14 protein-coding genes are annotated in these 14,174 nt (G+C 40.4%); 2 read left to right on the top strand and 12 right to left on the bottom strand.

Annotation, left to right across the window (positions count from 1 at the left end; all coding sequences use genetic code 11):
* Positions 1-22 precede the first annotated feature (22 nt).
* Positions 23-865: a creatininase family protein gene (locus NSQ84_RS07130; RefSeq protein ID WP_327873890.1), complete on the bottom strand. Its 843-nt coding sequence runs from the start codon at positions 863-865 to the stop codon at positions 23-25.
* Positions 866-1,034: 169 nt separating this feature from the next.
* Complete coding sequence (locus NSQ84_RS07125) at positions 1,035-1,397, bottom strand: Na-translocating system protein MpsC family protein (protein ID WP_339212478.1); 363 nt, start codon at positions 1,395-1,397, stop codon at positions 1,035-1,037.
* A 176-nt stretch (positions 1,398-1,573) separates the two neighbouring features.
* Here NSQ84_RS07125 and NSQ84_RS07120 point away from each other — a divergent pair, with 176 nt between their 5' ends.
* Positions 1,574-2,911 carry a 5'-deoxyadenosine deaminase gene (locus NSQ84_RS07120; RefSeq protein WP_339199658.1) on the top strand — a complete coding sequence of 446 codons (1,338 nt, stop codon included), beginning with the start codon at positions 1,574-1,576 and terminating at the stop codon, positions 2,909-2,911.
* Between the two features lie 141 nt (positions 2,912-3,052).
* Here the strand turns inward: NSQ84_RS07120 and NSQ84_RS07115 are convergent, their stop codons facing one another.
* Entirely contained in the window at positions 3,053-3,850 is a 798-nt protein-coding gene (locus NSQ84_RS07115) for an ABC transporter ATP-binding protein (protein ID WP_327873168.1), read from the bottom strand.
* A gap of 220 nt (positions 3,851-4,070) precedes the next feature.
* Between NSQ84_RS07115 and NSQ84_RS07110 the strand changes: the two genes are divergently transcribed.
* Positions 4,071-4,814 (top strand): DUF3784 domain-containing protein, encoded by a 744-nt coding sequence (locus NSQ84_RS07110; RefSeq protein WP_242513839.1) that lies wholly within the window; start codon positions 4,071-4,073, stop codon positions 4,812-4,814.
* Positions 4,815-4,993: 179 nt separating this feature from the next.
* Here NSQ84_RS07110 and NSQ84_RS07105 read toward each other — a convergent pair whose 3' ends face one another.
* The 9 genes from NSQ84_RS07105 to NSQ84_RS07065 all read right to left on the bottom strand — a co-directional run bounded on the left by NSQ84_RS07105 (position 4,994) and on the right by NSQ84_RS07065 (position 14,162).
* Positions 4,994-6,199, bottom strand: coding sequence for an ABC transporter substrate-binding protein (locus NSQ84_RS07105; protein WP_327873169.1), 1,206 nt, complete (start codon positions 6,197-6,199; stop codon positions 4,994-4,996).
* A gap of 51 nt (positions 6,200-6,250) precedes the next feature.
* Positions 6,251-6,958 (bottom strand): ABC transporter ATP-binding protein, encoded by a 708-nt coding sequence (locus NSQ84_RS07100; RefSeq protein ID WP_063386884.1) that lies wholly within the window; start codon positions 6,956-6,958, stop codon positions 6,251-6,253.
* Positions 6,951-7,715: an ABC transporter ATP-binding protein gene (locus NSQ84_RS07095; protein WP_063386883.1), complete on the bottom strand. Its 765-nt coding sequence runs from the start codon at positions 7,713-7,715 to the stop codon at positions 6,951-6,953. Before NSQ84_RS07095 ends, NSQ84_RS07100 begins: the two co-directional genes overlap by 8 nt.
* A gap of 2 nt (positions 7,716-7,717) precedes the next feature.
* On the bottom strand, positions 7,718-8,722 hold the full coding sequence (locus NSQ84_RS07090; RefSeq protein WP_130158398.1) for a branched-chain amino acid ABC transporter permease: 1,005 nt from the start codon (positions 8,720-8,722) through the stop codon (positions 7,718-7,720).
* The gene (locus NSQ84_RS07085) at positions 8,719-9,585 is read right to left on the bottom strand and encodes a branched-chain amino acid ABC transporter permease (protein WP_063386881.1); all 867 of its coding nucleotides are present in this window, start codon (positions 9,583-9,585) and stop codon (positions 8,719-8,721) included. The genes NSQ84_RS07090 and NSQ84_RS07085 overlap by 4 nt, the downstream gene beginning before the upstream one ends.
* A 53-nt stretch (positions 9,586-9,638) precedes the next feature.
* Positions 9,639-11,309, bottom strand: a complete 1,671-nt coding sequence (locus NSQ84_RS07080) for a long-chain fatty acid--CoA ligase (RefSeq protein WP_311067175.1) — start codon at positions 11,307-11,309, stop codon at positions 9,639-9,641.
* A gap of 592 nt (positions 11,310-11,901) precedes the next feature.
* Positions 11,902-13,071, bottom strand: a complete 1,170-nt coding sequence (locus NSQ84_RS07075) for a thiolase family protein (protein ID WP_063386879.1) — start codon at positions 13,069-13,071, stop codon at positions 11,902-11,904.
* Positions 13,072-13,314: 243 nt separating this feature from the next.
* Positions 13,315-13,716 (bottom strand): MaoC/PaaZ C-terminal domain-containing protein, encoded by a 402-nt coding sequence (locus NSQ84_RS07070; RefSeq protein ID WP_130158402.1) that lies wholly within the window; start codon positions 13,714-13,716, stop codon positions 13,315-13,317.
* Positions 13,713-14,162 carry a MaoC family dehydratase N-terminal domain-containing protein gene (locus tag NSQ84_RS07065; protein WP_311067174.1) on the bottom strand — a complete coding sequence of 150 codons (450 nt, stop codon included), beginning with the start codon at positions 14,160-14,162 and terminating at the stop codon, positions 13,713-13,715. The genes NSQ84_RS07070 and NSQ84_RS07065 overlap by 4 nt, the downstream gene beginning before the upstream one ends.
* Between the last annotated feature and the right edge of the window lie 12 nt (positions 14,163-14,174).

Below are 14,174 nucleotides of genomic sequence, written 5' to 3'. Positions count from 1 at the left end.
TTGAAACAATTGATCATCCATTCTATGTCAAAGGACTGTACTGCTTTTCGGAAGACATGTTGATGAGATCTTCCATTTCGAATTCCGCCATTTCCCGCAAAACAACCGCCAGCTTTTCACCCAAACGGTTGGCGATGATTTCTCCCGTTTCTTTAGAAGCTTTTTTTGCATTTCCTAAAACCCCGGATTTCGAAATATCTTCCATCCTCCAAGCAACATAATGGCTGCCTTTTAATTGAAGATGCTTTGCGCTCTCCGGAAACTGGATGAACTCATCGGGACAAAGCTCTTTTTTCACCCAATCGGTTTTGAAGGAAAGAATGAAGGATGTTTCGATTTCTCCCCCGTGGATTCCGTATGCAGCCTCTTTTTCCTCAATGAGATCCTCTGAGATATTGAAGTCATAGCTGTTCAACCGGAAAGTCATCAAACCTGTTTCAATGCGGATATCGCGGGCAACGGAATTGAGTAAATCATGGTTTCCTCCATGTGAATTAAATAAGACGAATTTTCTAAATCCGCTTTTTTTCAGACTTGCGGCAATATCCTTGATCATTGCCTCTAAAGTGCTCCCAGATAATGAGATGGTTCCTGCATATCCGAGATGTTCGATGCTTTTGCTGTACGCAATTGGAGGCAAAATCCAAATATTATCTTCTTCTTTTAAATGTTTGCAAGCTGAATGCAAAATCCCCTCCGCTATTAAAGAATCAGTAAATACCGGTAAATGAGGCCCATGTTGTTCAACTGCGCCAACCGGCAAAATGATTAAAGCATTTTGCTTTGGCAATTCAGCAATTTCCTTACTCGTTAGTCTTGCAAAAAATTTCTGTTCAAACGCTTCTCCCTGGTAGCGAAATTCCATGCCGTATCCCCTCCGAACAAATAATTACTTTTGTGAAAAAAGAAAAGCCGCAGGAAAAGAAAAACAATAAGTCTTTTCTTTCCTACGGCTTGTTTCCATCCCGTAAACAGGATCAAAACAATACCGAATGAACTATGGATAGCCTAAAGGACGGAAAACGTCCTTCAAGCTAACTCATTTTTTTAAGAATAATTGTCAAGCATGCTGAGCCAGTGGAAGGATCATAATCTTTTAAAACCGAAAAAACGTTAAGTCCGACAATTGTTTCCATTTTATATTTAAATCGCTTTTTAAATTCATCAATTAATAACGAATCTGCCCACATCGTCAAAGCCCCATCTACTTTTTCAAGAATTTGCAAAGCAGGATCCCGTTTATGCAACCCGAAAATTAAAATTTTTTCATCCGTTACTTCAACTCGCAGTTGAATCACACCTGTTTGAAAAATTTCTTTATTTACTTCGTTGTAAATTCTCGCAATATCTTTTTTTAATGATTGCCTCTGTTCTGTCAAAAGGCTTTTGTCTTTCAAAAAACCACCTCTTTTCTTAAAAATGATTTTACAATTTTTCAAAATGTTTGATTATTTCTTTGTTAACTTTTTTTCCACATTTTTTTATTTTTGTCATAAATTCTTACATTTTTATTGAATTTACCTGCATACATTCTTAGAATGAATTTCAATACTTATAGCAAGGAGAAAGGAATATGAAGAGCCTGTTGATCAAAAACGCACAAATTATTACGATGAATCATGCGGATGAAATTTTCACGGGAGATATTTTCATAGAAAATGGCATCATAAGCAACATAGGGAAAAATCTTGCATGCGACGCCGATCAAATCATCAATGCAGAAAATCGGACCGTCATTCCGGGCTTCATTCAAACCCATGTTCACTTATGCCAGACACTTTTCCGCTCACGGGCGGATGACTTAGAATTGTTAGATTGGCTGAAAAAACGAATTTGGCCATTGGAAGCAGCACATGATGAGGAATCGATCTATTATTCCGCATTGCTCGGCATTGGAGAATTGATTGAAAGCGGGACCACAACGATTGTCGATATGGAAACCGTTCACCATACAGAAGCAGCGTTTCAAGCGATTGCAGGAAGCGGAATCAGAGCTTTATCAGGCAAGGTGATGATGGATCGTGGCGACGATGTGCCAATGGAGCTTCGCGAAAAAACAACTGATTCTCTCCAAGAAAGCGTTGATTTGCTTGAAAAATGGCATATGTTTGCAAACGGAAGAATTCAATATGCCTTTTCTCCCCGATTTGTCCTTTCATGTACAGAAGAACTGTTAAAAGAAGTTCAACGGCTTTCTGAAATATATCAAGTAAAAGTTCATACTCATGCAGCGGAAAATCAGGAAGAAATCAGGCTGGTTGAACAGCAGACAGGGATGCGAAATATCGAATATCTTGACTATCTTGGACTTGCCAATAAACGATTGATTTTGGCGCACTGCATCTGGCTGGATGAAAAAGAAAAGAAAATCATTAAAGACAGAGGAGTAAATGTTAGCCATTGCCCCGGGTCTAATCTAAAATTAGCTTCAGGAATTGCGGATATTCCCGGGCTGATGGAAATGGGAGTTTCGTTAAGCTTAGGCGCAGACGGAGCGCCTTGCAACAATAATTTAAATATGTTTCAGGAAATGAAGCTTGCAGCCCTCATCCAAAAGCCGAAGCACGGCCCTTCCGCAATGAAAGCAAAAGAGGTATTTAAAATGGCGACCATCGGCGGGGCAAAAGCGGTCGGATTGGAAAAAGAGATTGGCAGTATTGAAATCGGCAAAAAAGCAGATTTAGTGATTCTAAATTTACATCATTTTCATACTTTCCCTTCCTTTGAAGCTGATCCGATTTCGCGGATCGTTTATTCTGCTTCAAGGGATAATGTAGAAACAACCATTATAAATGGGGAGATTGTAATGGAAAACAAAAAAATAAAAACACTCGACAAGGAAATTGTTTTAAGAGAAGCAGACCGCTCGATCAAAAGAATGCTCAAAAAAGAAAAAGCAGTTTTCCACTGAAATCCGAAAAAGGGGGTGTCTAATAAGTCGTTTTTACGGCTTATTGACGCCCCCATTAATGTGTTAGAAACGTTGATATATCGGTGTTTATGATTTTTTGTTTTCAATGGGGATTTGACTTTCTGGACAGCCCCACTCTCCCTATGACAATCTATTATGATTGTTTTGCAAAAGCTTCGCATAATATCGGCCATGAAAATTTTCCACCTCGATGCCTGCTTCAAAAAAGTCTGACAATCGTTCACTTGAAAGCAGCTCTTCTGTTCTTCCCTCAGCAAAAACCTTTCCTTCCTTTAATAACAGGGAATTGGTGAAGCAAGGCAAAATTTCTTCAACATGATGCGTCACGTACAGGATCGTTGGCGCATTGGGCCTTTTGGCAATTGTTTCAATCAGCCCTAAAAGCTCTTCTCTCGCCAATATATCAAGACCATTACACGGCTCATCTAAAATAAGGAGCTTCGGCTGAGGCATAAGCGCACGCAAAATCAGCACTTTTTGCTTTTCCCCTTGGGAAAGGCTGTCATATGTACGCCCGCTTAGTTTTTCCACCCCGAATAGCGTCATCAAAGACCGCATCTCTTCTAAATCGTGTTCATCCGGTGTTTCATATAAGCCGATTGACGCGAATTTTCCGCTCAAAATAACTTCTTCAACAAGATCATGTCCGTAAATTTTTTCTTGGAGCGATGAGCTGACAAGACCGATTTTTTTCCGAACCTCGCGAAAATCTGCCTTGCCAAAAGTAAATCCAATGACGGAAACCGTTCCTTTTGAAGGAAACAAATAGCCGTTTAACAAATTGAGCAATGCTGTTTTCCCCGCTCCATTTCTTCCTAAAATACACCAATGCTCGCCTTCATCAACATTCCAATTTATATTCTCCAAAATATATTTTTTGTTGCGAATGAGCGAAACATTTTCAAGTGCAATCACCATACGCTTGCTCCTCTCCATACGTTACATTATAATTATTATTCCAAAAATTTCTGTTGAAGGAAAGAGAGGATCATTGAAAAATCTGATTTTTCCATCAAAAGTGTTTCCTTCTTTCTTCAGATTGGCTTAGTTCCATTAGGTATTTATGCGAGTGAAACATTTGTAAGATAAAACCGTAGAAATAATCAAAATGTTTTGTAAAGCGTAAGGGGGAAGCATTGTGTCAACAGATACGATCGTTTTTTTAATCACTATGGGGTTCACACTTATCATACACGGGGGCCTGACGTATTTAGTCGTAAAGAAGCAGGATTACAGCTTAATATCGGGCTTCTACAACAGACCGGAAGAAGAACAGCAGCGATTAATTGAAAACGGTTATCCGCAGGCAATTGGTAGATTGCTGCTTTATACGTTCATCATTTTGTTCATTTCGGTCATTTTAGCACTTTTTCAAATCCCATATGGATTTGAAATAGGCATGCTGCTGTTTCTCATCGTACTGCTCGGCGGTTCGATCTATGTACAAAAATATGAACTAAAGCATAAACGGAAAAAATATTATTGGATTACCGGAATTATTGCGGCTATTGTGATCACATTCGTTATCGTTTTAGGCTATTTGGGACTTGAGGAGCATGATGTGATCATAAATGACCGTCAGTTAAAGGTAACGGGTTTATATGGGGTGGAATGGCCGATTGATGAGATTGACCGTGTGAAGCTGTTGGATGAACTTCCCGATGTCGTTGCCAAAAGTAATGGCTTTGCGGCTTTTAATCGTTTGAAAGGATCTTTTCGGCTAAAAGAGCCGTACGGTGGAGGAGGAAAATTGTTTGTTTACAAAGGGCGTGCACCGTATGTATATATCGAAAAAGATGATGATTATATCATTTTGAATCAAAAAGACGGGAGCGAAACGCAAAAGCTGTATGACAAATTACTGGAAAAGATAAGCGAATGATAATTGTGCACATGGAACCCTGATCTACAAATATATAACGGAAACTTTACAGCAATTCTCTTTTTCATGCCCGATATCCGAATATTCATTAACATTGCATTGGAAAATGTATTTAGAGGCTCCCCATTCAGGCAGCCTCTTAAATTTTCAATCATTGCTCAATCCGATCGGAAAACCTATTAATCTACTACTTTCAAAACAATTTGACCATCTTCTACTACCGCGACTTTTCTTTTCACTTCCAATCTTCCGTCATCACCGATTGATGGAATCTCGTATACACGTTTGTCTTTTGGCAGATTATCCAGTCCATCTTGCATATGTTTGCGAATAGCTTCCGCATCGTCAACAGTTTTTGCTGCTTTCATCGCTTCAACGAAAATATACGTAGCGATATAGTTGAGCCCTGATTCAGAGCTAGGTTCATCTTTAAATTTTGCTCGATAGTTTTCGACAAATGCCGGCGCTCCCGGATCATTAGATTTTACGAGCGGCAGCACTCCAACAGAACCTTCTAATACGTCATAGGAACCTGTTATTTTTTCCATAAAATCCAGTTTTGCCTGATCCATGATAATGAATCCGCCTTTAAATCCTAGCTCTCTAGCTTGCTTTGCCACTTTTGCAGTAGGTTCTGAAGCTCCGCCTATAAATAGAACATCCGGTTTCTCTTTAAGAGCATTGGTGACAATGGTGAAAAAGTCGGTTTCCTTTGAAAAATCAATGGATGAATGATATACAACCTTTCCGCCCTTCTTTTCCCATTGTGGAAGCAAAGTTTTTGTCCAGTCTTTCCCATATTGGGTAGACGGCGGAAGAGCGGCTAATTTTTTGCCAAACCGTTTCATGGCATAATCTGTAAAAGGTTCCACGTAGCCGTCATAACGCGGCGGTATGCCGATCGTAAGGGAGTTCCCGGCATCAGTTACATCCGGTTCACTCGTATAGGCACCAATCAAAAACTTTTCAGTCTCATTAAATACTTGAAGCGCCATCACTCCACCGCTGTGCGGCGTAAAAATAATAGGTGTTTTATATTCTTGAAGAAGCCGTTTGGCATTAGAGGCTGTTTCATTCGGCAAATATTTGTCATCAAGAGGGACGATGTTTAATTTATAGGTTTTTCCATTTATTTCAAAGCCTCCGTTGTTATTAATTTCTTCTGCGGCCATTTTTATGCCGTTCAGTGTCCGTTCTCCATATAAAGCAGCCGGTCCGCTTAAAGGACCGCTAAAGCCGATATTTACCGTTCCTTCTCCGCTTTTGCTTGATGATTCCTTCTGGCCGCCAGTAGATTGGCTAATTTGAGAGCCTGCACAAGCTGCTAAACTAACCATCATTAAGAGCAGAAGCCCCGCAGCAAAAAGACGTTTCAGTTTTTTCATATTTTTCCCTCCGGTTTTATTTTCTTAATTTTCAATAAAATTAAAAATGATTTATGCACCGAGATATGCCTTCCTTACGTTGTCATCAGCAAACAATTCCTCTGATGAACCTTCGACGACAATGGAGCCATTTTCAAGTACATAGCCTTTATGCGCAATATGAAGCGCTGCATTAGCATTTTGCTCAGCAAGTAAAATCGTCGTTTCGGTCTTATTAATCTGTTTGATCACTTCAAACATTTGGGCAACGATGATCGGTGCGAGCCCGATTGACGGTTCATCAAGGAGCAAAAGCTTCGGTTTTGACATTAACGCTCTTCCAATCGCTAACATTTGCTGCTGTCCGCCGCTTAAAGAACCTGCCAAATCGTTTCGTTTTTCTTTTAAAATCGGAAACAACTCATAAACTTCGTGTAATGTGTTTTCAATCTCTTTTTTTTGTTTGCGGTGAATAAACGCGCCCATCATAAGATTTTCGTATACGGTCATTCTTGGAAATAATTTGCGGCCTTCCGCACATTGAACAATGCCTGTTTTGACAATCTGAGCCGGGGAGCTTTGATCAATTCTCTTTCCTTCAAACATAATTTCTCCTTCTGTACACTTGTGTAAGCCCCCGATCGTTTTGAAAACTGTGCTTTTGCCGGCACCATTAGAACCCAATAAAACTACAATCTCACCTTTGCCCACTTCGATGTCGACATTTCTAACAGCCTTATATGCTCCGTACTGAACGGAAACACCCTTTAGTTTAAGCAATGGCACTCCCTCCAAGATAAGCCTTAATGACTGTTTCATTATTTTGTATTTCTTCAGGTGTTCCTTCTGCAATTTTTTTCCCATGATTCAGAACCATTATTTTATGAGCCAAATTCATCACCATTTTCATTTTGTGTTCGATTAAACAAACGGTAATGTTATGTTGAACGATTTTTTCGATTAAGTTTGCCAGCCCCTCCGTTTCTTCCGGATTGATGCCGGCAGCAGGCTCATCTAGAAAAATGATTTCCGGCTCTGTTGCAAGTGCAAGTGCGATCGCCACTCTTTTTTTCTCTTCCTGCGAAATGTTGGCGACGATCTTATTTTCCATATTGGTTAATCCGACAAACTTTAAAACTTCGAACGCTTTTTCCTTCGATTGTTCCTCCTCCCTCTTTAACCGCTTTGTAAGAAATAACGCATCAATCAGATTGGATTTTGTTCGCAAACGAAACCCGATCAAAACGTTATCCAATACATTTGCCTGTTCAAAAAGATGGGTTGTTTGAAACGTACGGGCAATTCCAAGCTTGGCAATTTTGTTGGGAGGAAGACGAGTAATGTCCTGCCCTTTAAACATCACTTGTCCTGAGCTCGGCGGATAAAAACCGCTGATCAAGTTGAAGAAAGTCGATTTGCCTGCGCCGTTAGGACCAATGATTGCATTGATTTTTCCTTTTTCAACCGAAAAATTCACATGATCTACAGCTACAAGACCACCAAATTGTTTCGTTAGCTGGCGGGTTTCCAAAAACAATGTTATCCCTCCTCCGCTCTTTGTGTGGCTGACTTAGCAGACATTGAAAGACGCTTCTTTTTTTCTTGCATTTTCATTTTCCAACTGAAAATTCCACCGACAATGCCTTTCGGATAGAAAATAATTAACAAGGTTAATAAAGGGCCAAAAATAAGCATTCTATAATCTTGAAGAAATTGGAGCTGCTGAGAAATCCAAACAATTAACAGCGTTCCAACAATCGGACCGGAAAGAGTTCCAATTCCTCCGACAAGAAGAAAGATTAAAAAATCAAATGTCATCGTTATATAACTTATATCTGGACCGATAAAACGAATAAAGGATGCATACAAAATTCCCGACAATGCAGCAAAAAAAGTTGAAAGGACAAAGGAAACCAATTTATTTTTCATTGCGGATATTCCGATCGTCTGGGCCAGCTCTTCACTGTTTCGAATGGCGATCAACGTTCTTCCTGTCAGCGAATGAACAATCCGGTACATCATGAAAATAGCAGCAAGCAGGAAAAATAAGTTAAAATAATATTGACTGACGGGTGAACGGAACGAGATAGGGCCAAGATCAGGCGGAACAGGAATCCCAATCAGACCTCTCACTCCGCCTGTTAAACTTTCCCATTTATCAATCACGAGATAAATTATATAGCCAACACATAGCGTATAAATGGCAAAAAAGTGTTCTTTTGTTTGTAAGGCAACGAGGCCGATGACCAACCCAATGATGCATGTGATCGCACATGCAAGAAAAAAGGCCAGCCAATAATGAATCTCGAATTTTACCGTTAATATCCCCAGCGAGTAAGCTCCGATAGCAAAAAAGCCTGCGTGCGCCAAAGACAAATATCCCGTATAGCCAGCTATTAAATTTAAGCCGTACACTCCGATCATCCAAATAAATGACAGCGTCATGATATGGAAAAAATAATCATTTTGAATGATGAACGGAAGCAAAAGGGCAAGGAGGACAATGCTCAATACAACAGCTTTTTGTTTGAAACGAGCTGTCATGAATGTCCCCCCTTTGCGAATAATCCGGTCGGCTTAAATGTTAAGATGAGAACGAGGAGAATAAAAGCAAAAATATCTTTATAATCGTTCGATATATATGTTGCCCCTAAGCTTTCAGCAAACCCTAAAATGTATCCGCCAATAATCGCTCCCGGGATGCTCCCCATCCCTCCAATAATAATAATGACGAACGCTTTTAAGATCACAAGATGACCCATCCCCGGAAAGACAAGATTGATAGGGGATGACAAAGAAGCTGCAATCGCAGCAAGCGCTCCGGAAATCATAAAAGTAAGCATTGCCATTTTGTTTGTATTGATGCCGACTAAATGAGCACCCTCTCGGTTTTGGGACATCGCAATAATAGCAGATCCAATGAACGTTTTTTTCAGGAATAAAAACAGTAATATCATCACGACAACGGTAGAGATAATAATAAGAAGCCTTTGCATGGTGAACGTTAACCCCATTACGGAGACCACCTGACCATATGGGGTCGGCATTGTTTGATAGTCAGCCCCCCAAACAAATTGGGCAAACGCCTCAAGAAACAGGAGAATTCCGATTGCGGCTATTTTATCCTGTATCGGCGGAGCATCTCTTAACGGATAAAAAATAAACCGCTCCATCAGCACTCCCATCAGCCCGACTATTACCATGGAAATCATGATGGCAATCCAATAATACAGCCCAAATTTCGTCATCATGGTTAATGTTATATATCCCCCCATCATATAAAGGGCTCCGTGGGCAAAGTTAGGGATATGCAAAATGCCGTATACAAGCGTTAATCCTAAAGCAACCAAACTGTAAACGCTTCCAACTGTTAGTCCATTAAAGATCTGCTGCGCAAAAATCTCCATCATTCTCCCCCTTTCGCAGAATGAAAACATTGCTTACAACAAATTGCGACAAATTAGTTACCCGCCGTTTTTTTCTTTTCTTCCTCTTGAAGCTGGCGCCATAAAATTTTGCCGCTGCCTGTGACAGGCAACTCTTTTCTAAATTCAACATAGCGAGGATACTTGTAAGCAGCCATATGCTTTTTTGACCATTCAATCATATCGTCGACACTTATTTTTCCTTCATAACCTTCCTCTAAAACGATAAAGGCTTTAACAGTTTCTCCTCTTTTCGGATCGGGAATTCCGATTACACATGCTTGCTTAACAGCTGGATGTTTATAAAGGTACGACTCTATTTCAGACGGCCATACTTTAAATCCAGATATATTAATCATTCGTTTGACTCGATCGACGATGAAGAAATATCCATCATCATCATAACGTCCTAAATCCCCTGTTCGAAAAAATGTTTTTCCATCCAATTCGATAAAGGCTTTGCGATTTTCTTCTTCTCTGTTATAATAGCCGACCATCACTTGCGGACCATGAACGATAATTTCTCCTACTTCGCCAACTCCTAGTTCTTGCAGTGTTTCCGGATCAATAATGCGAGCATCCACATCAAAAGTCGGGATGCCGAGACATTGCCATTTTGGTCTGTCAGAAGGATTCAAGTGAGTTTGCGCAATGGTTTCAGAAAGACCGTATCCTTCGATAAAATATAGTCCGGTCATTTTATACAGCTTCTCTCCCAGCGCTTCAGGAAAAGCCGCTCCTCCTCCTGAAATAGAAGTTAAGGAAATCAAATCTTCCGCTTTTAGGCTAGGATTGGAAAGGAAATCAACAAGCATCGTGCTGATCGTAACCCAATGAGTGCATTTTTGGCTTTTGATCAGCTCAACTGCTGCTTCTCGATCCCATCTCGTCATGATCACGATCCGGCTTCCTGCAAAAATTGGTAAATGCATGCCCATGATCATGCCTGTTACATGAAACATTGGCAAAGTTGCAAGATGAACCGTATTTGCTGTTGCCCGAGCCCAATAATATCCTCCAACAATGTTGGCTTGGACGGTCTTGTTCGTATGCATACAACCTTTTGGCACACCAGTAGTACCGGATGTATATGGAATAACTGCTAAATCTTCAGGCAAGGCAAAATGTTCGCCTGGAATATCATTCGCCTGAATGGCATCCATCCATAGAAACTGGTTATAACTGTTAAAACGAATTGGAGGCATTTTCACTTCTTTTGGCAGCTTGCCATCAAACCCAACTCCAACATAATCCGAGTATGCTGCGATGAGAAGCTTCGTAAGAGATGTGTTGTGGAGCAGCGGTTCAACCTTTTCATTTAATTCCTGACCGATAATGGCAGTTTTTATTTCAGCATCTCGAATATAAAACTCCAGCTCCTTTGTTGTCAGCATAGGGTTAATGGGAACTACAACTGCATTTGCTCTTATGATTGCATAGTAGGCAATGATAAATTGCGGGGAGTTTTGCATAAACAATAAAACTCGTTCTCCTTTTAATACATTGAATTTTTGCTGTAAAAAACCAGCTATTCGATTTACTTCTTCATCCAGTTGGCGATACGTGATCGAACGGCCGTAATAATAGATAGCTTCATGATCAGGATAGCGTCTTGCTGTTATTTCTACATTTTCGTAAATAGAAGTTTCCGGAACCGTTAACGATTTCGGAAGTTTAGGCCAAAATTTGTGATGAAGTGTCAGCAAACGGACCACTCCTTCATGAAATATATTCAAGAAAGCATAAGAATTTAAAAAACAATGATTAATATTTTATCTAAAAAAAACTCTATTGATTATTGGCAAAAAGAAAGGGGAAATCTTTTTAAATATCTAACATCTGCCCATTTAACACTTTTAAAATAAAATTTTGCAAGTTTTCCTCCGAAGCTTTCCCCTTCAGAATAAAATCAATTGTCACCCATGAAATTGCAAATTCCCACTGCGGAAAATGCTTTTTAATCCTCTTTGCATTCCGATTTCAATCAATGTTTGACCTCGTTTCCCCTTTCTTTCAATGCTGTGGAAGCTAAACGACGCATGTTTTTTAGGAAATTGTTGTAATATGCCTATAGGCGATTTCAGGCAAATTTACGGTGCACCTCAATTTCTTCTTTAGTTTCAATAGATTTTCAATGGAACTGATGCAAATATTTTTAACAATTCTTCTTTGTTAACAAAATAATCTCATTGCCACACCTATCAAATGAACCGTTTCTTGAATACTTGTTTTGATTATTGCCTTGAAAATTTTTTCATTTTTCTATTAAGAGGCGAAGAGAGGCAGTTTTTACTTTTGTTATTCCCGTTCGATAATCGTTGCAATTCCCTGTCCCCCGCCGATGCAAGCTGTTATTAAAGCATACCTTCCTCCTGTTCGCTGCAGTTCATAGACAGCTTTTGTGATTAAGATCGCGCCCGTTGCACCAAGCGGATGGCCGTGAGCAATCGCTCCGCCGTTTACATTTAATTTTTCAGGGTTTATATTTAACTCCCTGTCGCATGCGATGACTTGAGCGGCAAACGCCTCATTTATTTCAATGAGATCGATATCGTCCAAAGTCAGTCCTGCTTTTTTCAGCACCTTTTTTGTTGCTGGAACGGGTCCAATCCCCATAATATTTGGATCTACTCCAGCTACAGCATACTCGCGAATGGCTGCCAACGGGGTTAAACTTAATTCCTCTGCCTTTTCCCTTGACATAACAACTAATGCTGAAGCGGCATCATTTAAACCAGAGCTGTTTCCAGCCGTAACTGTTCCGCCTTCTAAAAAAGCCGGCGGCAGCTTTGACAAAGCCTCCATCGTCGTTTGAGGACGGGGATGCTCATCCGTTTGAAAAACGATCGGCTCTCCTTTTTTGACAGGGATGGCTATCGGAACAATTTGCTCGTCAAACCGCCCCTCCTTCATGGCGGCGGCCATTTTTTGCTGGCTCTTAAAAGCGAATGCATCCTGTTCTTCACGACTGATCCCATACTTTTTCGCAAGATTTTCTGCAGTAATTCCCATTGGCGGATCACCAATTTCCTTTGGTGACAATTGGGACTTCCGAAAGCTTGGAGGCTTCGGACTATATGGTTTTTCCGGCCGGTCCATTAAATATGGCGCTCGACTCATGCTTTCGGTTCCGCCGGCAATATACACATCCCCGTCTCCAGCCCGGATTGCCTGCGAGGCAAGGTTTACCGCATTAATGCCAGAACCGCATTGCCGATCAACGGTTACGCCGGGAATTTTAATCGATAAACCTGTTTGCAGTGCAGTCAGCCTGGCAATATTCCCGCCGCCGCTTAATACATTTCCAAAAATCACATCATCAATCATATCTGGTCGAATATTAGCCCGTCTTACCGCTTCTTTTATCACTTCAGCTCCAAGCACGTGTGCCGGAACAGAAGCTAGTGCACTGCCTTGTTTTCCTATTGCTGTACGTACCGCCGAAACAATCACGGCATCTCTCTTCACTAATCTCGCGCCTCCTTTATATGCTTTCTTTCACCTTGCAGTTTAAAGCTTTTGAAAAAACTTGAATCTATGTCGGCCAGCTTAGATTGTAAAAACGTATTACGGCAGCTTTTTCCTCATACATTAGAAGTTTACGTACTGCACTTTAGAACAAGCGAAAACTTACATTAATGCGTTTTGGTCTGCTGACCCAACAATAGTGAACTTTTTGACAGTAATGTAGGGCCCCCTCAAACTTTCTCCTTAATATTTCGAAAAGATGACCTCTCCTTTTACGACTTCGCTGTCATGTTGATTTACGGCCGCCACATCAAAACGGTATTGTTGGTCGAATTTTTCTTTTAATGTCGCTTTCAACGTGATCACATCATTTAGAAACACTTTCCCTATAAATCTTACAGAATAATCCTTCACAAACCCTTCATGATAATAAGGGGTAAAAAGTTTTGCCAGATTCCCCATTGTCCACATGCCATGTGCTATAATGCCCGGCAAACCAGCTTTTCTTGCTTCTTCATCTATTGTATGAATCGGGTTATAATCGCCTGAAGCTCCAGCGTATTTAATTAAATCTAATCTTGAAACAGGTTTGAGCTGAATGACTTGTAATGACTTCCCCTCTTGTAAATCAGACAGGCTGTTCAAACGATCATCTCCTTTCGAACCGCTTCCGTAATAATAATCGTTTGTTTAGAAGTAAAAATTATTTCACCGGTTGGATCTTCTCCAAAGCCTTTGAGGACTAAAAATCCCATTTTACCGCTCTTTCCCGTTTTCTCTACATAATCCTCCACTTTTAACCAACAAAAAATTTCTTCTCCTACTATTAACGGCCGTACATAATGAAACACCTGCTCACCATGAATTAGCCCTTTTTTCGGCAGATTCAATCCGGCAATTACCCCAAAATCAAATACTCTCGGAAATGTCGGCGGTGCAATATTGCGTTGATAGCGTGATTTTTTTCCTGTTTCTTCATCGATGAAAATCGGGTGAGGATCTCCGATAGCTTCGGCAAATTTCTTTACAGCACCACTTTCAACGATATTTTTTACCTTGTTAGAACACTTTCCGATATGCTGTTCAAACATTTGGAACCACCC

Source organism: Aeribacillus sp. FSL K6-3256, assembly GCF_037965805.1.
GTDB lineage: Bacteria > Bacillota > Bacilli > Bacillales > Aeribacillaceae > Aeribacillus > Aeribacillus composti.
Note: the sequence above shows the minus strand (reverse complement) of the source record. Positions and strands in the feature narration are given on the sequence as shown.